The organism is Inquilinus sp. CAU 1745 (assembly GCF_039839375.1).
Classification (GTDB): Bacteria; Pseudomonadota; Alphaproteobacteria; order DSM-16000; family Inquilinaceae; genus JBDOQU01.
In genome coordinates this window covers 203,793-222,382 of the sequence record NZ_JBDOQU010000007.1, presented here as the reverse complement: position 1 = coordinate 222,382, position 18,590 = coordinate 203,793, and the positions used below count along the sequence as shown (strand labels likewise).

Below are 18,590 nucleotides of genomic sequence, written 5' to 3'. Positions count from 1 at the left end.
TCCGCTACCAGGCCAGCGTCGGGTCGGCCGAGGCGCAGAATTCGTCGGCCACGTCCCGCGCCATCAGCGCGATCGCCCCGGCCAGCAGGCAGTTGGGCGTCTCCTGGTAGCTGGCGTGAAAGGGCAGGGGCGGGAAGGATTGCAGCACGTCCAGCGTCCTCAGCTCCTCCCGCGCCAGATCCTGCTGGACCAGCACGGCGGGCAGCGCCGCCACGCCCAGCCCGTCCTTCACCATGCGGATGATGGTGGCGAGCGAGTTGGAGGTGTAGAAGATGACGCCGCCTTCCTCCGGCTTCCCCAGAAGCCTCGTCATCGATTCATGGGGCTTGGACGAGGCGGGAAATGAGACGATCGGATACCGCGCCAGATCCTCGACCGTAAGCCGCCCGTCCGGAAAGGGCAGGGCGGGGGAAGCCAGCCAGACGCAGGAATAGGTGCAGAGGTCGATATTGACCATGTTCGGGCCGATCACCGGCCCCATCAGCAGGCCCAGATCCAGCTCATGCCGCAGCAGCGCGTCGGCGATGTTCAGGCTGGTGTCGGCGTGGAGGACGACATTGACGTTCGGATAGCCGTCATGCGCCCGCTCGATCAGCCTGACCAGCCAGGTGTGGGATATCGTGTCGATGACGCCGATCCGCACGCTGCCGCGCAGCGCATCGCGGTCGCCGATCTGGTCCTTGAACTCTTCCGCCAGCCTGACGATCGTCTCCGCCTTGTCCAGCGCGGCGAGGCCCTGGGGCGTCAGCTTGACCTCCCGCCCCTCGCGGTCGAACAGGCGGACCCCCAGCTCCTGCTCCAGCGAGGCGATGCGCGCGGAGATCGCGGCCTGCGTCGTGTGCAGCCGTTCGGCCGTCAGGCTGAAGCTCTTCAGCCGCGCGACCCAGATGAAGGTCTCCAGGAACCGCAGGTTCATGGATTCGATATTCCCCGCTTCACCCGCGTCCGTCGAGCGCTCCGAAGATGATGAAGGCGGCCATGACGCACAGCATGGCCAGGATGATCCGGTCGAACGCCTCGCGGCTCAGCAGCGTCGCCAGCTTCTGCCCCAGGGGCATCAGCAGCACCACCGGCAGCAGCGCGAAGACCCCTTCCAGGAATCTCGGGCCGGTCAGGATGCCGGCCGCCGCCAGCGCCCCCGTCTGGGCCAGCGCGAACAGCAGGAACATGGTGGATACAGCGAAAACATGAGCTTCTCGGTCGAACCTCATGGCGTGGATGAAGGTGACGCCGACCGGCGCCGACAGGCCGGTCGATCCCTGCAAGGTTCCGGCGGCCAGCCCCACGAAAGGCGCGGCGCGGCGGCCGGTGACGGTTGTCAGCCGGAAGGATGGGCTGAACAGGCGCAACGCCACATAGGCCAGCACCAGCGCGGCCAGCCCCAGCGCCATCGCATCCTCGCTGATCGTGGTCAGCAGCCATGTTCCCGCCGCCACGCCGATCGCGCCCATGACCAGCATCGGCGTCAGGAACGCCATGTCCCCGCCGGCCCGGGCCTGGCGGTATCGCCAGACCTGCCACGCGTTGGTGACGACCAGCGGCACGCACATGATGGCGATCGAATGGGCAACGCCGAAGGTCGCGGCCAGCGCCGGCAGCGCGACCAGCGGCAGCCCCATCCCGGTCGCGCCCTTGACCAGCGCGCCCGCGCCCAGCGCCGCGGCGATGATCGCCAGGGATTGCAGGTCGATCATTGGATGTCAGACCGCGCGGACCAGCGCGTGACGCTTCTTCCCGGCGGACAGTTTGATGATTCCGTCTTCGTTAAGGTCGCCAAGTCCCACCATCCGCTCGCCATCGTCCAGCCGGCTGTCGTTCAGCTTCGCGCCGCCCTGCTGGATCAGCCGCCTCGCCTCGCCGTTGGAGGCGACGAGCCCCGTCATCCGCAGAAGCTGGAAGGCCACGATCCCGGCCTCCAGTTCGCTCCTCGGCATGTCGATGGTCGGCAGCCCTTCGGCGGCCTGGCCCTGGACGAAGGCGCTGTGCGCGGTCGTCGCAGACTCCTCGGCGGCCTCCCTTCCATGAGCCAGCGCCGTCGCCTCCGTGGCCAGCACCTTCTTCGCCTCGTTGATCTCCGCGCCGCCCAGCGCGGCCAGCCGGTCGATCTCGTCCAGCGGCAGTTCGGTGAACAGCTTCAGGAACCGGCCGACATCGGCATCCTCGGTATTCCGCCAGAACTGCCAGTAATCATAGGGCGACAGCCGGTCTGGGCTCAGCCACACCGCGCCGGCGGCGGTCTTGCCCATCTTCGCGCCCGACGCGGTGGTCAGCAGCGGGCAGGTCAGGCCGAACAGATCGACCCCGGCGATCCGGCGGCCCAGATCGACGCCGTTGACGATGTTGCCCCACTGGTCCGATCCGCCGCTCTGCAGGCTGCAATCGTAGCGCCGCGCCAGCTCCACGAAATCATAGGCCTGGAGGATCATGTAGTTGAATTCCAGGAAGGTCAGCGGCTGTTCCCGGTCCAGCCGCAGCTTCACGGAATCGAAGCTCAGCATCCGGTTGATGGTGAAATGCCGGCCAACGTCGCGCAGGAAGGGGATGTATTCCAGCCGGTCCAGCCATTCGGCGTTGTTGGCCATGATCGCGTCCGACGCGCCGTCGCCGAAGGTGAGGAAGCGCGCGAACGTCTTTTCGATGCTGGCGATGTTGGCGGCGATGTCGTCGGACGACAGCAGCCGGCGGGATTCGTCCTTGCCCGAAGGATCGCCAACCTTGGTCGTCCCGCCACCCATCAGCGCGATCGGCCGGTGGCCTGTCTTCTGCATCCAGCGCAGCATCATGATCGGCAGCAGATGGCCGACATGCAGGCTGTCCGCCGTTGCGTCGAAGCCGGTATAGGCGGTGATGCGGCCCTTTCCCGCGCGGGCGTCCAGCGCCTCCATGTCCGTGCACTGATGGAGGAAGCCGCGCTGCTGGAGAACGCGCAGAAGGTCCGATGTCGGCGAGGTCATGGGTGTCACGAATGTAAAGGGGTAGCCTGGATGAGCAGCGGTGATTAACACACAAAGCCGAGCCGCCACAATCTGACCGGCGGAAAGGGACGAAACGTATGGCGATTGAACGCAAGCGGCTGGACCAACTCCTGGTCGACCGGGGGCTGGCGGAAAGCAAGACTAAAGCCCAGGCGCTGATCATGGCCGGCCTCGTCATCACCGACGACCGCCGCCTGGACAAGGCCGGCCAGCCGGTCGCGGTCGACACGCCGATCGTCCTGAAGGGGCAGGACCACCCCTGGGTCAGCCGGGGCGGGCTGAAGCTGGTGAAGGGGCTGGATTCCTTCGGCATCGATCCCTCCGGCCTCGTCTGCATGGATGTGGGCGCCTCGACCGGCGGCTTCACCGACGTGCTGCTGTCGCGCGGCGCGGCGAAAATCTATGCCGTCGATGTCGGCCACGGCCAGCTTGCCTGGAAGCTGCGGCAGGACGGCCGGGTCGTTGTGCTGGAACGCACCAACGCCCGGCATCTGACGCGGGCGGAGGCGCCGGACCCGATCGGCCTCGTCGTCTGCGACGCCAGCTTCATTGGCCTCGCCAAGGTGCTGGAAACCCCGCTAGCGCTCACCCGTCCGGGCGCATTTCTGGTGGCGCTGGTCAAGCCGCAGTTCGAGGTCGGGAAGGACCGCGTCGGCAAGGGCGGCGTGGTCCGCGATCCCGACCTTCACAGGGAAGTCTGCGACGCCGCCGAGGCATGGCTTTCGAACCAGCCGGGCTGGCGGACGCTCGGCATCGTCGAAAGCCCGATCACCGGGCCGGAAGGAAATGTCGAATTCCTGTTGGGCGGCGTCCGCGACTAATCGCGGAGCGTGAGCTATAGAACCTGTTTCTATAACTCATGATCGGGCGCAATCGTGAGTTATAGAATGGGACCGCTCGTCATCCGCCGATGAGGATCGGCGGCATGCGGGCGACATGGGCGGAGGGATCGAACAGCAGCGGCTCCAGTCGCTGGACGAGCGGCCTTAGCCGGTCGAAAGCGCCGTTCGCGCCGCTGCCCGCGAAGCCGCCGACCAGCGAGAGCAGGCGGTCCAGGAGGGATGGCGGTTCCGGCATGACCCTTACCTCCAGCGGAACGTCCGGTTCCGCGTCGATCAGCTCCCGCGCCGCCGCGAACGCCTCGTTCAGCCCGCCCAGCCTGTCGACCAGCCCCAGCTCCAGCGCCTGCGCGCCGGTCCACACGCGGCCGCCGGCGATCGCCTCCACCGCCGTGGGGTCGAGGTCGCGGCCGGTCGCCACGCGCTCGATGAAGGCGGCGTAGGTCGCGTCCAGAAAGGCGTTCAGCCGCTCGACCTCCGAAGGCGAATAGCGGCGGCCGCTGCTCCACATCAGCGCGTTCTGCGCCTGCGGGACCGCCTCCCAATTGACGCCCCAGCTTTCCCAGAATTCCTCCGTCACGATCTTTCCGGCGAAGACGCCGATCGATCCGGTCAGCGTCGCCGGCTGGGCGATGATGAGGTCGGCCGGTGCTGCGACCCAGTAGCCGCCGGACGCCGCCGCATTGCCCATGGAGACGACGACTGGCTTCCCGTTTTCCCCGGCGCGCCGGATCGCCTGCCCGATGATGTCCGAGGCGACGGCCGATCCGCCGCCGCTGTCGATCCTCAGCACGATCGCCTCCACGGCCGGGCTGGCCGCGGCCCCGTCGATCGCGCGGGCGATCGTGTCCGCGCCCATGACGGCCAGGCCCAGCAGCGGGTCGGTGGCGCCCTCGCCCTCGACGATCAGCCCCTCGGCCTCGATCAGGGCGATGGTCGGGGCGTCTTCGGGAATCTCCACCGGCCACCGCGCATAGTCGGAAAGCGAGACGCGAGGCGTGGTGAGCGAGACGCCGTGCCGGTCGAAGATCTCCTCCGCCAGCGCCTCGCCGGAAGCCAGCCCGTCGATAAGCCCCGCCTCCAGCGCTTCCCGCGCCGTGAAAGGCCCCCGGTCGATCAGGTCGCGGACGGAGGCGACGGGCCGGTCACGCCCTTCGGCGATGCCGGCGACGAGTTGGGCCTGGAGGTCGCCGGTCAGGCTCTCGATCATCTCCCGGTGCGGCGGCGTGAAGCCGCTTTCCGTCAGGCTTTCGGGAAAGCTCTTGTAGATTCCCCGCCGGGCGAACTGGGCGTCGAAGCCCAGATCGTCCAGCCCCTCGCGCGCGAACGGGACCTCCGCCGCAATGCCGGTCAGGCCGACGCCGCCGACCTCGCGCAACCAGATCGTGTCGAAGGCGGTCGCCGCATAGTAGGAGATGTTGCCCGGCCCGAACTCCCCGAACGCGTCGGCGTAGGCCACGGCGGGCTTGCCTGCCGCGCGGAAGCGGGTGACGGCATCCCTGATCTCCTGCGCCGCCGCCATGCCGAAGGCGTCGCCGCCGAAATGGGCGACCAGCAGTTCAACCTCGGGATCGGCCGCCGCCTTGTCGATCGCCCGCACCGTGTCGCGCAGCGTCATCGCCTCGTCGCCCAGTATCTGCGCCAGCGGGCCCGCGCCCGGACCTTCCGAAAGGGTCTGCCGGAAATCGACGGTGAGCGCGATCCATCTGTTCTCGTAGGCGGCGTCGGGACGGGAGACCCAGACCCAGATGCCGGCCGCTCCCATGCCGATCAGGAGGACGACCAGAAATCCGATGACGGCGAACAGGCCGACGATGAAACGTCCCATGCCAGACCCCTGCGAGGATGCACGCGAAAGGTGCGGATGGTCGCTCTTACCCCGCGCCGGGAAGGTTGTCGACCGTCGCGGGATGACAGGTTACGCTATCCTCTCACGCGATCCCTTGGGCCCGAAGCGCCGCGAACAGCTTGTCGACGGCCCCGGCCAGGCAGGAGCGTTCCTGTTCCGGCAGCGTCGCGCAGGCCCGCGCCAGGCGCTCCAGAGGGTCGGTCTCCAGCAGCGCCCGGCCGCTCTCCGTCACCTCCAGATGGACGATCCGGCGATCGGTGGGGGAGGCGTGGCGCAGCACATGCCCCTTCTTCACCAGTGCGCTCACCGTCTGCGACGCCGTGCCCTTGGTGGTGCCGTGGAAGCGGGCGAAGGCCGTGACGGTGCTGGTCGTCAGGCCGGCGTTGGCGAGGTATCGAAGGGCGGCCCATTGGGCCGGGTTGAGGCCGTGGGAAAAGCTGCCCGTGAAGGGCACTCTGGCCAATTGTTCAAGACGTTCGGCAACAGCCCAGGCTGCTTCCATTTTCTGATCCATGCGCACCGGCCAATCTGGCGTCGGTATCCGGATATGATCGTTTCAGACATTCCGGAAATTGCCAATATAAACTTTGATACGTTTTTTTCGTGCGTTTGGGTTCACCGGACTTCTCCGCCCAACCATCTTCCTTCGCGGCGCGATGCGGTCTAAGGATGAAGGGCCGGAGACGACAGGGAATCCGAATGCCAGCCGCCCTCGACCGAATCCTCGACGCCCTCGCCGAACCGGGCCAGCCCGGCCCGCCGCTCCGCGCGCTGGAGGCGGTGGCGCGGGAAACGGTGGGGGCTAAGCTGTTCACTGTCATGGCCTACGATCCCCCGACCGCCATGGCCCACCGGCTCCACACCAGCGACCCCGCCGCCTATCCCGTGTCGGGAGCGAAGCCCTTGCCGGCCGGCCCCTGGTCCGCGACCGTCATCGAAGGGAAACGGCCCTTCGTCGCCAATACGATCGAGGCCATCGCCGAGGTCTTTCCCGATCACGCGCTGATCGACAGTCTGGGCTGCCAATCGGTGGTGAACGTGCCGGTTATTTTCGACGGCCAGGTGATCGGGACAGTCAATCTTCTTCACGAAACCGGCTTCTATACGCCCGGCCGCGTCGACGCGGCGATGGCGCTCCGGCCTTGCGCGACGCTCGCGCTCCTCGCGGCGCTGGCTGCCGGAACCATGAATTCAGCAGGGAGAACCGATCCATGAGAACCCTCGCCGCCGCCGCCATCCTCGCGGCCCTGACGATCCCGTTGCCGGCCGCGACGGCGCTTGCCGAAACGCCTCCGGACATGCTGGTCGTCGCCCAGAACATCGACGACATTGTCAGCCTCGATCCCGCCCAGGCCTATGAGTTCACGTCCGGGGAGATCGTGACCAACACGTACGACCGGCTGGTCCAGTACGAGGCGGAGGATGTGGAGAAGCTGGTCGGCGGGCTGGCGACGGAGTGGGAGTTCTCCGACGACGGTCAGTCGATCGTCTTCACGCTGCGCGACGGCGTCACCTTCCACTCCGGCAATCCGCTGCGGCCGGAGGATGTGGTCTTCTCCTTCGCGCGGGTCGTGAAGCTGAACAAGGCTCCGGCCTTCATCCTCACCCAGCTCGGCTGGACGCCGGAGAATGTCGGAGAGATGGTCCAGGTCACCGGGCCGAACGAGGTCACGGTGTCCTATGAGGGAGAGATGTCGCCGCTCTTCGTGCTCAACGTCCTGGCCGCTCGTCCGGCCTCGATCGTCGATGAGCTGACGGTGATGGAGCATGAGCAGGATGGCGACATGGGCAACGCCTGGCTCAACACCCATTCGGCCGGGACCGGGCCCTTCACGCTGCGCGCCTACCAGCCCTCGGAACTGGTCGCGCTGGACGCCAACCCCGACTATTTCAGGGGCGCGCCGGAGATGGCGTCGATCATCATCCGCCATATCGCGGAATCGGGCACCCAGCGCCTGCTGCTCGAAAGCGGCGACGCCGACATCGCCCGCAATCTGACGCCGGACCAGGTGGCCGGGCTGGAAGGCCAGGAAGGCATCAGGATCGAGACCTACCCCCAGGCCGCCGTCCATTTCATCAGCTTCAACCAGAAGGTCGACGCGCTGACCCCGCCGGCGGTGTGGGAGGCGGCGCGCTATCTGGTCGATTATGAGGGGATGGTGAATTCCTTCCTTCGGGGGCAGATGCGCATCCATCAGGCGTTCTGGCCCGCCGGCTTCCCCGGTGCCCTGACGGAGACGCCCTACACCTACGATCCCGAACGCGCCCGCCAGATCCTGGAGGAGGCGGGCGTGGAACTGCCGATCGACGTGACGCTGGACGTCATCGCCAGTTCCCCCTTCACGGAGATGGCGCAGGTGCTGCAGGCCGGTTTCGCGGAGGCCGGCATCAATTTCGAGATCATCCCCGGCACCGGCAGCCAGGTCATCACCAAGTACCGGAACCGCAACCATGAGGCGATGCTGCTCTATTGGGGGCCGGATTTCATGGACCCGCACTCCAACGCCAAGGCCTTCGCCTACAACGCCGACAATTCCGACGATGCGTTCCAGAGCACGACGACATGGCGGAACGCCTGGGCAGTGCCGGAGGAGATGAACGAGCTGACCATGGCGGCGCTGGCGGAACCGGACCAGGAGACGCGCAACGAGATGTATGTGGAACTCCAGCGCCGCGTGCAGGAGGAATCGCCGATCGTCATCATGTTCCAGGCGGTCAGCCAGGTCGCGATGAACGATGCCGTCCAGGGCTACGTCAACGGCGCGACATCCGATCAGGTCTATTACCGGCTGGTGACGAAGGAGTGATTGCGGTGAGCCTGTCGAACCATGCGGGCGCATACCAGAAAACCGTCATGCTGGACTTGATCCAGCATCCATAGGATGTCGATGACATTCGGGACCGCGTCCGGTCCTTCGCCGCCGGCGAAGCGGCGAGGGCCCATGGATTCCGGATCAAGTCCGGAATGACGAATGTGGGAGCGGTCTTCGCTCCTTCACCTCATGGTGAGCCCGTCGAACCATGCGGGCACACACCTTTCGACAGGCTCTCAAGGTGAGGGGTTCTCTCCAAAGACCGTCATGCCGGACCCCGATCCGGCATCCATGCGGCGTCGATGGCGGACGGGACCGCCCCCGGCCTTCGCCGCCGGTGAAGCGGTGAGGGCCTATGGATTCCGGCTCGGAGGCCGGAATGACCAGCAAGTAAACCTCAGGATGAGCCCGTCGAACCATGCGGGGCACACACCTTTCGACAGGCTCAAGGTGAGGCGGTGCGGCGGACAGGTCCGGACGATCAGTCCGTGGCGGTGAAGCCGACGCCTTCCAGGATGTTCTCGGTGATGACGCCCACGCGATCGGCAGGCTCCGCGCCGCGCCTGACCGCATAGTCGGCGACGGCGGCGCGGGTCTGCGGACCCACCGCGCCGTCCTCCGGGCCGGCGTCGTGCCCCGCCCGGTTCAGCGACCATTGCAGCTCTCGCGCCGCTTCGGCCTCCAGGGGGCGCTCAAGGATCACATAGCCGTCCGCCTCCTCGACATAGAGGACACGGTCGTCGACGATCACCAGTTCTCCGAACGTCTCGCCGTCGCAGACGATCTCCACCGTCTGGCCGCGCCGGTGATCCTCGAACATGCCCGTCTCCCCGACCGGCGGAACCCAGAGGTCCGACAGCAGGGGATCGCTCGTCACCGCCGGTTCCTCGGCCGTCGCCTCCGCGCTCCAGGGCATGCAGGACCGGCCGTCATACCAGGTGACGGTCTCTCCGAAGGTGATGGAGGAGGGGCGCTCGACCGGATCGGCGGAAACTCCGCCATCCTTCGCCCGCTGGTCGACGACGATGAATTCTCCGTGCAGGCCTGAGGTCGGATGCACGGGATCGGCCGACGCCACGGCAACGGCCGGAGTCAGAAGAATCGCCGCCAGCAGGGCGGCGGCGGTCGGATGATTCGGCATGGGAGGGAAACTCATCAAAGAAAAAGAAGGTGGGCCGGCTTGAGTTGAGGGGGAGGGATGCCGGCCCACCATCCGGGCGGCGGCTCAGCGCCACCAAGGCTTGCCCAGATTCACGTCTTCCTGGTCGGTCAGCGCGCCCGCGGCCGCGCCCACCGCGCCGCCGACAAGGGCCGCGCCGGCCACGCTGCCGCCGGTCACGATGTTGAGCGCCGCGCCCGAGGCCGCGCCGATGCCGGCGCCCGACAACGCCCGGTCGCCCGTGCTGCTGCCGCAGGCGGCGAGCGTCAGCACGGCGACGGTCGTCAAGGCCAGGGTTCTGATGCGGGTCATATACGTCTCCTGAATCTCTTTCATTGGGCCGTCAGGAACATCGCGACAAGCATCGCGCTGTCGTTCGGGCCAGGACGATACGATCCCGGAAAGGATTGTCGGGATTGCGGCGTTTCAGAAGAAAGTTGAGGCGTTTCCGGCCGCTCGGGGCCCGGATTTCGCCATGTTTCAACGCGGCGGAGCGGCGGCGGAGAGGGCCAACTGGCGCATCAGATGGTCGGCCAGGACGCAGGCCATCATGGCCTCGCCCACCGGCACGGCGCGGATGCCGACGCAGGGATCGTGCCGGCCCTTGGTGACGATCTCGGCATCCTTCCCGTGGATGTCGACGCCCCGTCGCGGCGTCAGGATGGAGCTTGTCGGCTTGACCGCGAAGCGCACCACCACATCCTGTCCGGTGGAGATGCCGCCCAATATGCCCCCGGCGTTGTTGGAGAGGAAATCGACCTCGCCGTCGCCGGCCATGCGCATCTCGTCGGCGTTCTCCTCGCCCCGGATCGCGGCAGCGGCGAAACCATTGCCGATCTCCACCCCCTTGACCGCGTTGATCGTCATCATGGCGCGGGCCAGGTCGCTGTCCAGCTTGTCGTAGATCGGCTCGCCCAGCCCGGCCGGCACGCCGGACGCCACGATCTCGATCACCGCGCCGACGCTGGACCCGTCCTTGCGCACGCCGTCCAGATAGTCGCCCAGCCCCTCGACCGCCGATCCGTCGGGCCAGAAGAAGGGGTTGTTCTCGACCTCCTGCCAGTCCCACCGGTCGCGGTCGACGGCGTGCGGCCCCATCCGGACCATCGCGCCGCGCACCGTGATCCCGGCCTGCGCCAGGATCTTCCGCGCGATCGCTCCGGCGGCCACGCGGCTCGCCGTCTCGCGCGCCGATGACCGGCCGCCGCCGCGATGGTCGCGGATGCCGTACTTCTTCCAGTAGGTGTAGTCGGCATGGCCGGGGCGGAACTTCTCCGCGATGTCCCCATAATCCTTCGACCGCTGGTCCTCGTTCTCGATCATCAGCATGATCGGCGTGCCGGTGGTCCGGCCCTCGAAGATTCCGGAGAGGATTTTGACCGTATCGCTCTCCCGCCGCTGGGTCGTGTAGCGGGACTGGCCCGGCTTCCGCCGGTCGAGGAAGGCCTGGATGTCGGATTCGCTGAGCGGGATGCGCGGCGGCGCGCCATCGACCACCACGCCGATGGCCGGCCCGTGACTCTCCCCCCAGGTCGTGAAGCGGAAGAGCGTGCCGAAGCTGTTACCAGCCATGATCCGTTCTCAGCCCTTCGGCGCCAGGCTCTGGAGAAGCTCCGCCGTCGCGGCGGCCGAATCGACCGCCACCATGCCAACGGTGTGGTAGCCGCTGTCGACGTGATGAACCTCGCCGGTCACGCCGCTGCCCAAATCGCTCAGGAGGTAGAGGCCGGCCGAACCGACCTGCTCGATCGTCACGTTGCGCTTCAGCGGCGCGTTCAGCTCGTTCCATTTCAGGATGTAGCGGAAATCGCCGATGCCGCTGGCCGCCAGGGTCTTGATCGGCCCGGCGGAGATCGCGTTGACGCGGATGTCCTGCCCGCCCAGATCGACCGCCAGATACCGGACCGACGCCTCCAGCGCCGCCTTCGCCACGCCCATGACGTTGTAGTGCGGCATCACCCGCTCAGCCCCGTAATAGGTCAGCGTCAGCAGGCTGCCGCCCTTCTTCATCAGCGGCACGGCGCGCTGGCTGACGGCGGTGAAGCTGTAGCAGGAGATGTCCATGGTGCGCAGGAAGTTGCCGCGCGTGGTGTTGAGGTAGAGGCCGTCCAGCTCGCTCTTGTCGGAGAAGGCGATGGCGTGGACGACGAAGTCCAGTTCGCCCCATTCCTCGCCGATCGTGTTGAACACCTGGTCCAGGCTTTCCTCGTCCGTCACGTCGCAGGGCAGCACCAGCGACGCTCCCGCCTGATCGGCCAAAGGCTTGACTCGCTTGAGCAGCGCGTCACCCTGATAGGTGAAGGCAAGGTCCGCGCCCTGCGCCGCGCAGGCGCTGGCGATGCCCCAGGCGATCGAACGGTCATTGGCCACGCCCATGATCAGGCCGCGCTTTCCGGCCATGAGGGGGGAGGAAACGGTCATGAAACAGCCTCGTCATGGGAGCCGCGGTGAGGCGCCGTCAGGGCGATGAATCCGGCGGCCGAATAAGGAGCGCCGATCCTACACGAATGGACCCTTGGGTCAAACAAGGGGAACGGCCCGGGAAGGTCAGCTATAAGGTCGGATATAAGGTCGGATGCAAGGGGTCGATCGAGGAGACCGGATCCATGAGATGGATAAGATGGAACCCCCAGTTCTGGCGGGACAGGGCGCTGGACATACCGACCTTCGGCCGGTTCGCCCTACGCCGGTTCCTGGGCGACCGCTGTCCCCAGGCGGCGGCCGCGCTGACCTATACGGCCCTGCTCGCCATCGTGCCGCTGACGACCATCATGGTCGGCATCATCTCCGCCTTCCCGGCCTTCCGCGACATGCAGATCGGCTTCCGTGAGCTGGTGGTCGATAATTTCGTGCCGCAGGTCGGCGAAAGCGTTCTCGACAATCTCAGCGGATTCGCCTCCAACGCCGGTCGGCTGACCGGCTTCGGCCTGGTCGGCCTCATCATCACCTCCATCCTGCTCCTCTCGACCATCGAAGGCGCGTTCAACACCATCTGGCGGGTGCGGGAGAACCGGCCCGTCCTGGTGCGCCTCCTGTCCTTCTGGGCGATCCTCAGCCTGACGCCGATCCTGGTGGTCGCCAGCGTCTCCGCGACGACGGAGCTGTTCAACGCCAACGGCGTCAGCTCCGCTCTCGGGTCGGTGCGGGGGATGACGCCGCCTTTGGTCGAATTCATCGGCCTGTCGCTGCTCTACTGGCTGATTCCCAACCGCGCGGTGCGCGGGGTGGATGCGATGCTCGGCGGCGGCGTGGCGACCATCCTGTTCGAGGTCGCGAAGGGAGCATTCACCTGGTATCTCACGGCCTTTCCCGTCTACCAGACGATCTACGGCGCCCTGGCGACGGTGCCGATCTTCCTGATCTGGCTCTACCTCACCTGGTCTATCGTCCTGCTGGGCGCGGTGATCGCCGCGGCGTTGCCCGACTGGCGCGCCGGGAAGCTGATCGGCGGGGAGGCCGACAGCCTTCTGCCGGCGCTCCGCCTGACGCTCGCCTGCGCCGTCCTGCGCGTCCTGGCGGAGGCCAGCCGGTTCGGCACCAAGCTCAGCCGGAAGACGCTGCTCAACCGCGTGCCGGTCGGCGGCGCGATGCTTGACGGCATCCTGGACCAGCTCCGCCACGCCCGCTTCGTCGAACGCGCCGCCAACGACAGCTGGATCCTCTCCCGCGACCTCCACACCGCCAGCCTCTACGACCTCGCCAAGGGGCTCGGCATCGGCCTGCGCGGCGCGCATGGCGCGATCAGGGGGCTGGACGGGCCGTGGCAGAGCCGCCTGTCGGAACTGATAACCGCCGCCGACGCCGCCCAGACGGACATCATGGGCCTGCCGCTGATGGAAGTGCTGGAACCCGAGCCAATCAACGCCCCCTCACCCAACCCTCTCCCACGGCGGGGAGAGGGTTACCAACTTCACCCTCTCCCCTCCGTGGGAGAGGGAGGGACCCGCGAAGCGGGAGGGTGAGGGGCGTTAGTTGGTAAATGCCTCCAACACCTCCACCACCCCATAATAACCATTCTCCGCCGCGGCCTCGCCGGCCGTGACGCCCGCCGCTGACCGGGTTGCCGGGTCGGCCCCAGCCGCCAGCAGCAGGCGGACCATCGACACGTCGCCGCGTTCCGCCGCCTCGATCAGCGCCGTCGTCTCCTCATCCCCGGCGACGGCATTCACCGCCGCACTGGACTCGATCAGCCTGGACGCCACCTCGTCCGCGCCGCCCGCGCTTGCCAGGATCAGCGGCGTCAGCCCGTCCAGGCTCGGCTGCTCGACATCGGCGCCGGCGGTCAGGAGGATGTCCACCACCTCCAGCCGGCCCTGCTCCGCCGCCAGCCCCAGCGCCGTCGCGCCCTCGGACGATCGCGCCGCCGGCGACGCGCCCTCATCGACCAGCAGGCCCACCGTGGCCGGGGCGCCGCCTGCGCTGGCGATCATCAGCGGCGTCACCCCGTCGTCCCGCGCCTTGTTCACCGCCGCGCCGCGAACCAGCAGCTCCGCCGTCGCGACCGGGGCTTCACTGTCGCGGGAAGCGGCGGCGAGAAGCAGCGGCGTCGCGCCGTCCGTCCTGTCGCTCGCGCCGATGTCCGCCCCGCCATCCAGCAGCGCCGCGATGGCGTCCGTCTCGGCCAGGGCGGAGGCGACCATCAGCGGCGTATAACCATAGTCGGCGTCCCGCAGCTCAGGGTCCGCGCCGGAATCGATCAGCAGGCGCACCGCCTCACCGTCGCCATAGGCCGCCGCGTGGATCAGCGGCGTCCAGCCCTCCACGCTGCGCGCATTCAGCTCCGCCCCCTCCAGGATCAGCAGCGCCATGGCGTCCAGATGGCCGGAATCGGCAGCCAGTATCAGCGGCGTCTGGCCCAGGTCGGGCGTCCGTGCGTCGACGTCCGCGCCGCGCTCCAGCGCATAGGCGACGATGTCGGCGCGGCCCTCCGATGCCCCGGCGAACAGCAGCTCGTTCAGGAATCGGTGGGCCAGGTCGACGCCCGGATCGCCCGGCCCCGCCATCTCCGGCGGAGTTCCTCCGGAATCGAGGGTCGAACAACCGCCAAGCACGGCCAGCGCGATAGCCGTCGCCATGACAGCCGGAAGGCCGCCGATCGGGCGGGAAGGGGGGGAGCGGCGCAGGGGGCGATCTCCATATCCTGCCGGAGGTGTCCGTTCCGCCTACGGTAGTCGCGGCGCGGCCCTGACGGAAGGGAGATATGGCCGGAATCGCCGGAAGAAACTCCGCCCCTCCGTTCCCTCAGATGCGCCTGCGCCCGCCCGCGAAAACCTGGGTCCATTCCAGGATGCGGACGGATTTGCGCAGGCCGGTGGGCCAGAAGGGATCGGCCTCGATATGGGCCCGGACTTCCTCGGCATTGTCCGCCCTGACCAGCCACAGGCCACCCGCCGGTTCGCCTGTCTTCGCATCCTTGAGCGGCCCGGCCGAATCGATGCTGGCCGCATTCCGCTCCAGGAACGCCAGATGCTCCTGCATGTGCTTTGCCCGCTCCCCCGCCTGGCTGTCGTCATCCTCCAACAGGACCGCATAGATCATGTCTCGTCTCCTCCATGGTTGATGGAAGGGAGAATGAACCTGTAAATTCGCCGCCTGAACCGGCGATTATGCGAAGTTGATCGGCAAATATGCGGGACATGAACTGGGACGATCTGCGCTTTATCCTCGCCATCGCGCGAACCGGATCGCTGGCGGCGGCGGGGCGGCGGCTCGGCGTCAACGAAAGCACCGTCGCGCGGCGGATCGCCAAGGCGGAGGACCGGCTGCGCGCCCGCCTGTTCGAGCGGACGCCCGCCGGGCTGGCGCCGACGGAGGCGGGAGCCGCGATCATCCGTGGCGCGGAGAGGGTGGAGCTTGAGGTCCAGGCGGCGGAAAAAGCCGCCACGGGCATGGACGATCTCGCGGCGGGCCTCGTCCGGGTGACCTCCGTTCCGGTCATCGTCAATCATGTGCTGGCGCCGGCGCTGCCGGAATTGCTGGATCGCCATCCGCTGTTGCGGATCGAGTTGAACGCCGACGCCCGCGATCTCAGCCTGACCCGGCGGGAGGCCGATATCGCCCTGCGCCTCGCCCGGCCCCGCGGGGAAGCCCGCGCCATCGCCCGCCGCGTCGGCCGGCTGGATTACGCGGTCTACGGATGTTCATCGAAAAGCGCCGGGGCGTCGCCCTGGATCACCTATGACGACAGTATGGCCGATCTTCCGCAGGCCCGCTGGATCGCCGGTCGGTTGGCGGCCGGGGGAGACGCGCCCGCGCCGGTGGCGGTCGGCGACGCGGAGACGATCCTCCATTGCGTGAAGGCGGGGCTGGGCAAGTCCCTGCTGCCGGCCGCGATCGGCGACGGCCAGCCCGGCCTGGTCCGGCTGGAGGAGGGGCCGGCCTTCCTGTCGCGGGAACTATGGCTCCTGATCCATCCCGACCTGCGCGATCTGGTCCGGATCAGGGTCGTGGTGGAATGGCTGGCCCGTGTGGCGGGCCGGCTCTGACAGGTATCGGCATGACGGAAGGCTTGTGACCGGTGGCAATGTAGAGCCTGCTCCTCTTCCCGATTGTGCAACATTGTGCCACCTTCTCGGAAAGGGAGAAGCCGATGTGGGGATGGCTGAAAGGGCTGTTCGGTGATCGATCCGAGTACCAGACGCGACGCATCGATCCGGTAATCAGCCGACGTACCACCGCAACTCACGATCATGTTACACGCGAGACTGCGGAGCCGCCGAGCGCTGAACAGCCGATAGCGGAAATCATCTCAAGATCTCTGGTTGAGTCGGAAACCATCGTCCCCGGGACCAACCAAGCGGAAGGAATCACTGCCAAGACAATGCCTCCGGTTGGAGAGGAGAAGCCGGAACCCGTCGGGCCTGTGCCCCTGTCACCCAGCTCGGCTTCCCCACCGGCACCGATCGAACTGGTCGAACCCACGTCGCCCGAGGCGAATCGTTACCGACCTCCGGCATCTACACCTCGCTTCATGATCCGTGAGGTCGTCGTCGACGTGGAGACGACCGGCCTAACGAAAGAGGATCGCATAGTGTCCTTGGGAGCGATCGAACTTCTCGATCACGCTCCGTCGGGGGCCATGCTTCACCTTGTGTTCAACCCGGGCATCAAGAGCCACTGGGCGGCCCGTAGGGCGCATGGGCTCGCCGATCGCTATCTGTCATTCCAACCGCCGTTCGAGGATCATGGCCGGGAAATCCGAGAGTTCATCGGCACGGCCAGAGTTGTAGGGCATAACATCGCGTTCGATATAGAAATGCTGAACCGTGAGTTCATCCGATGCGGCCTCCCCACACTACTGCTTGCGAACAGTTTCTGTACAATGGGGGAGTTTCGGTCGCGGTATCCGGGCCAACGCAGCGGCCTGGATGCGGCTCTGGCAATGTTCGGCGTCGGCCGGCAGATGGAGAAGCACAACGCCCTTGAGGACGCTGTACTGGCGACAGCGCTCTGCCTGTTGTTGAGGAAGGGGCGGGCAACAGTTGAAGTCCTCGTCGGCCCACCATCGAACGAGGTACAGCCCCATCGACGGAAGTGGAAACCGAACTCCACAGCGGAGCCGACAACGTCTCGGAAAGATGGCAATTCCCCCACGATCATTCCCGATATCCAGGGGATCGGCGACGTCGTCAACGCCGTTACAATCCTGAAGCGAGAGCGCCGGTATCAGGAGGCCCTGGCTCTGCTCTTGCCCACCTTGGACGCCATGGAGAAGCTGGAGAACTGCGCCCTTGGCGTGGCTCCTTGGTATTACGAGCAGTGTGCGATCATCTATCGAAAGATGGGCAATGATTACGCCGAACTGGAAGTTCTCCAACGATACGCAGGACAACCGAAGGCACTCGGCGCCGGCCCAGCAAAGCTCCAGGAGCGACTGGAGAAGGTCCAGAGGCGGATTAGAGGTCGCGTCCGTGCGTGACGTGCACGTCGTATCAAGCTGAGTATGCCTCAACCTAATCGTCGAACGGCATACCTCGCTCGACCGGTCAGGATTCCTCGTCGTCCTCGGGGTCGAGCGAGACGACCGCGCCGTTGATCAGCACCTTGCCCTGATGTTCGAAATTGACCGTGATCCGGTCTCCGATGACCGTCTGGATCTGGCCCAGCCCCCAATCGGGCTGGTCGGGATGGCGCACCAGCGCGCCGGGAACCAGAGTCTGGAACATGATGTCTAGCGATCCTCGTCTTCGGCGGTCGTCCTGTAGCGCGTCGCCGCCGAGTTTGGCTATGGTGGGCGTGACGTCGTCGTCAGCGCCGTCACCTTCTAGACGCATCATCCGCTGAAATGGTTTCCCGAACATGACCGTCGCCGCCATTCATCTGGAAGTCCGTGTGCTGGAGCTTCTGGTCTCCAGGCTCTGCCACGACCTCATCAGCCCGGTCGGCGCGATCAATAACGGGGTCGAGCTTATGGAGGAGATGGGGGAGGACATGGCGGGCGAAGCCATTGGCCTGATCGCCCAGAGCGGGCGGCAGGCGGCCGGCCGGCTGCAATGCTTCCGGGTCGCCTACGGCGCGGCCGGCGGCCAGGCCGGCATGGGCTGGAAGGAAGCGCGCGCCATGGCGGAAGGCTGGCTGACCGGCGGCAAGGTCACGCTGGATTGGGCGATCGGCCAGGGCGACTGGCCGGCTGATCCGCCGGCCGGGGCGGTCAAGCTGCTGCTCAACGCCGTCATGTTGGCCGACGAGGCGCTCAGCTACGGCGGCATCGTCACCGTGGAATCCGTCTCCGGCGCGTTTCTGGTGAAGGCGAAGGGCCGGGCGGCGGATCTGGGGGCGGACCGGCTGGCCGCCCTGAATGGCCGTGCCGCTCTCGCCGATCTCTCGCCCAAGACGGTCCACGCCCACGCCGCCGGGATATTCTCCCGCCATTACCGCCTGCCCCTGGACCTCCGCCCCGTCGACCCCGGCGAACTGCACCTTCGGGTCGGACTTTGACGCCGGCGCGGCCGCGAT

At 67.0% G+C, this 18,590-nt stretch carries 19 protein-coding genes; 7 read left to right on the top strand and 12 right to left on the bottom strand.

Features of this window, described 5'->3' with window-relative positions:
- Nucleotides 1–4 precede the first annotated feature (4 nt).
- Genes AAFN89_RS11135 through tyrS form a run of 3 tightly spaced genes read right to left on the bottom strand, consistent with a single transcriptional unit; the run spans nucleotide 5 to nucleotide 2,954 of the window.
- Nucleotides 5–916, bottom strand: coding sequence for a LysR family transcriptional regulator (locus AAFN89_RS11135; RefSeq protein ID WP_347539034.1), 912 nt, complete (start codon nucleotides 914–916; stop codon nucleotides 5–7).
- 19 nt (nucleotides 917–935) lie between these two features.
- Nucleotides 936–1,694, bottom strand: a complete 759-nt coding sequence (locus tag AAFN89_RS11130) for a sulfite exporter TauE/SafE family protein (protein ID WP_347539032.1) — start codon at nucleotides 1,692–1,694, stop codon at nucleotides 936–938.
- A gap of 6 nt (nucleotides 1,695–1,700) precedes the next feature.
- On the bottom strand, nucleotides 1,701–2,954 hold the full coding sequence (tyrS, locus tag AAFN89_RS11125) for a tyrosine--tRNA ligase (protein WP_347539030.1): 1,254 nt from the start codon (nucleotides 2,952–2,954) through the stop codon (nucleotides 1,701–1,703).
- Between the two features lie 98 nt (nucleotides 2,955–3,052).
- Here tyrS and AAFN89_RS11120 point away from each other — a divergent pair, with 98 nt between their 5' ends.
- Nucleotides 3,053–3,796, top strand: a complete 744-nt coding sequence (locus AAFN89_RS11120; protein ID WP_347539028.1) for a TlyA family RNA methyltransferase — start codon at nucleotides 3,053–3,055, stop codon at nucleotides 3,794–3,796.
- A 79-nt stretch (nucleotides 3,797–3,875) separates the two neighbouring features.
- Here AAFN89_RS11120 and sppA read toward each other — a convergent pair whose 3' ends face one another.
- Nucleotides 3,876–5,642, bottom strand: a complete 1,767-nt coding sequence (gene sppA, locus AAFN89_RS11115) for a signal peptide peptidase SppA (RefSeq protein WP_347539026.1) — start codon at nucleotides 5,640–5,642, stop codon at nucleotides 3,876–3,878.
- A 103-nt stretch (nucleotides 5,643–5,745) separates the two neighbouring features.
- On the bottom strand, nucleotides 5,746–6,165 hold the full coding sequence (locus AAFN89_RS11110; RefSeq protein WP_347539024.1) for a MarR family transcriptional regulator: 420 nt from the start codon (nucleotides 6,163–6,165) through the stop codon (nucleotides 5,746–5,748).
- A 197-nt stretch (nucleotides 6,166–6,362) separates the two neighbouring features.
- On the opposite strand from AAFN89_RS11110, the gene AAFN89_RS11105 reads away from it, so the two are divergent.
- Nucleotides 6,363–6,878 carry a GAF domain-containing protein gene (locus tag AAFN89_RS11105; RefSeq protein WP_347539022.1) on the top strand — a complete coding sequence of 172 codons (516 nt, stop codon included), beginning with the start codon at nucleotides 6,363–6,365 and terminating at the stop codon, nucleotides 6,876–6,878.
- Entirely contained in the window at nucleotides 6,875–8,470 is a 1,596-nt protein-coding gene (locus AAFN89_RS11100; protein WP_347539020.1) for an ABC transporter substrate-binding protein, read from the top strand. Before AAFN89_RS11105 ends, AAFN89_RS11100 begins: the two co-directional genes overlap by 4 nt.
- Nucleotides 8,471–8,957: 487 nt before the next feature.
- Here the strand turns inward: AAFN89_RS11100 and AAFN89_RS11095 are convergent, their stop codons facing one another.
- The 4 genes from AAFN89_RS11095 to fabI form a co-directional block, all read right to left on the bottom strand.
- The gene (locus tag AAFN89_RS11095) at nucleotides 8,958–9,617 is read right to left on the bottom strand and encodes a peptidoglycan-binding domain-containing protein (RefSeq protein ID WP_347539018.1); all 660 of its coding nucleotides are present in this window, start codon (nucleotides 9,615–9,617) and stop codon (nucleotides 8,958–8,960) included.
- Between the two features lie 84 nt (nucleotides 9,618–9,701).
- Nucleotides 9,702–9,947, bottom strand: coding sequence for a hypothetical protein (locus tag AAFN89_RS11090; RefSeq protein WP_347539015.1), 246 nt, complete (start codon nucleotides 9,945–9,947; stop codon nucleotides 9,702–9,704).
- A gap of 168 nt (nucleotides 9,948–10,115) precedes the next feature.
- A complete protein-coding gene (gene aroC, locus AAFN89_RS11085) occupies nucleotides 10,116–11,207 on the bottom strand; it encodes a chorismate synthase (protein ID WP_347539013.1) in 1,092 nt (363 codons plus the stop codon).
- Nucleotides 11,208–11,216: 9 nt separating this feature from the next.
- Nucleotides 11,217–12,056, bottom strand: coding sequence for an enoyl-ACP reductase FabI (gene fabI / locus AAFN89_RS11080; protein WP_347539011.1), 840 nt, complete (start codon nucleotides 12,054–12,056; stop codon nucleotides 11,217–11,219).
- A 185-nt stretch (nucleotides 12,057–12,241) separates the two neighbouring features.
- On the opposite strand from fabI, the gene AAFN89_RS11075 reads away from it, so the two are divergent.
- Complete coding sequence (locus AAFN89_RS11075; protein WP_347539010.1) at nucleotides 12,242–13,597, top strand: YihY family inner membrane protein; 1,356 nt, start codon at nucleotides 12,242–12,244, stop codon at nucleotides 13,595–13,597.
- 6 nt (nucleotides 13,598–13,603) lie between these two features.
- Here the strand turns inward: AAFN89_RS11075 and AAFN89_RS11070 are convergent, their stop codons facing one another.
- Together AAFN89_RS11070 and AAFN89_RS11065 are read right to left on the bottom strand one after the other, a co-directional pair.
- A complete protein-coding gene (locus AAFN89_RS11070) occupies nucleotides 13,604–14,710 on the bottom strand; it encodes an ankyrin repeat domain-containing protein (RefSeq protein ID WP_347539008.1) in 1,107 nt (368 codons plus the stop codon).
- A 166-nt stretch (nucleotides 14,711–14,876) separates the two neighbouring features.
- Nucleotides 14,877–15,173, bottom strand: a complete 297-nt coding sequence (locus tag AAFN89_RS11065) for a YciI family protein (protein ID WP_347539006.1) — start codon at nucleotides 15,171–15,173, stop codon at nucleotides 14,877–14,879.
- Between the two features lie 89 nt (nucleotides 15,174–15,262).
- On the opposite strand from AAFN89_RS11065, the gene AAFN89_RS11060 reads away from it, so the two are divergent.
- Nucleotides 15,263–16,120, top strand: coding sequence for a LysR family transcriptional regulator (locus AAFN89_RS11060; protein ID WP_347539004.1), 858 nt, complete (start codon nucleotides 15,263–15,265; stop codon nucleotides 16,118–16,120).
- Between the two features lie 104 nt (nucleotides 16,121–16,224).
- Nucleotides 16,225–17,553 carry an exonuclease domain-containing protein gene (locus tag AAFN89_RS11055; RefSeq protein WP_347539002.1) on the top strand — a complete coding sequence of 443 codons (1,329 nt, stop codon included), beginning with the start codon at nucleotides 16,225–16,227 and terminating at the stop codon, nucleotides 17,551–17,553.
- Nucleotides 17,554–17,620: 67 nt separating this feature from the next.
- Here the strand turns inward: AAFN89_RS11055 and AAFN89_RS11050 are convergent, their stop codons facing one another.
- On the bottom strand, nucleotides 17,621–17,800 hold the full coding sequence (locus AAFN89_RS11050; protein WP_347539000.1) for a DUF3553 domain-containing protein: 180 nt from the start codon (nucleotides 17,798–17,800) through the stop codon (nucleotides 17,621–17,623).
- A gap of 133 nt (nucleotides 17,801–17,933) precedes the next feature.
- Here AAFN89_RS11050 and AAFN89_RS11045 point away from each other — a divergent pair, with 133 nt between their 5' ends.
- Complete coding sequence (locus AAFN89_RS11045; protein WP_347538998.1) at nucleotides 17,934–18,572, top strand: histidine phosphotransferase family protein; 639 nt, start codon at nucleotides 17,934–17,936, stop codon at nucleotides 18,570–18,572.
- Nucleotides 18,573–18,590 lie beyond the last annotated feature (18 nt).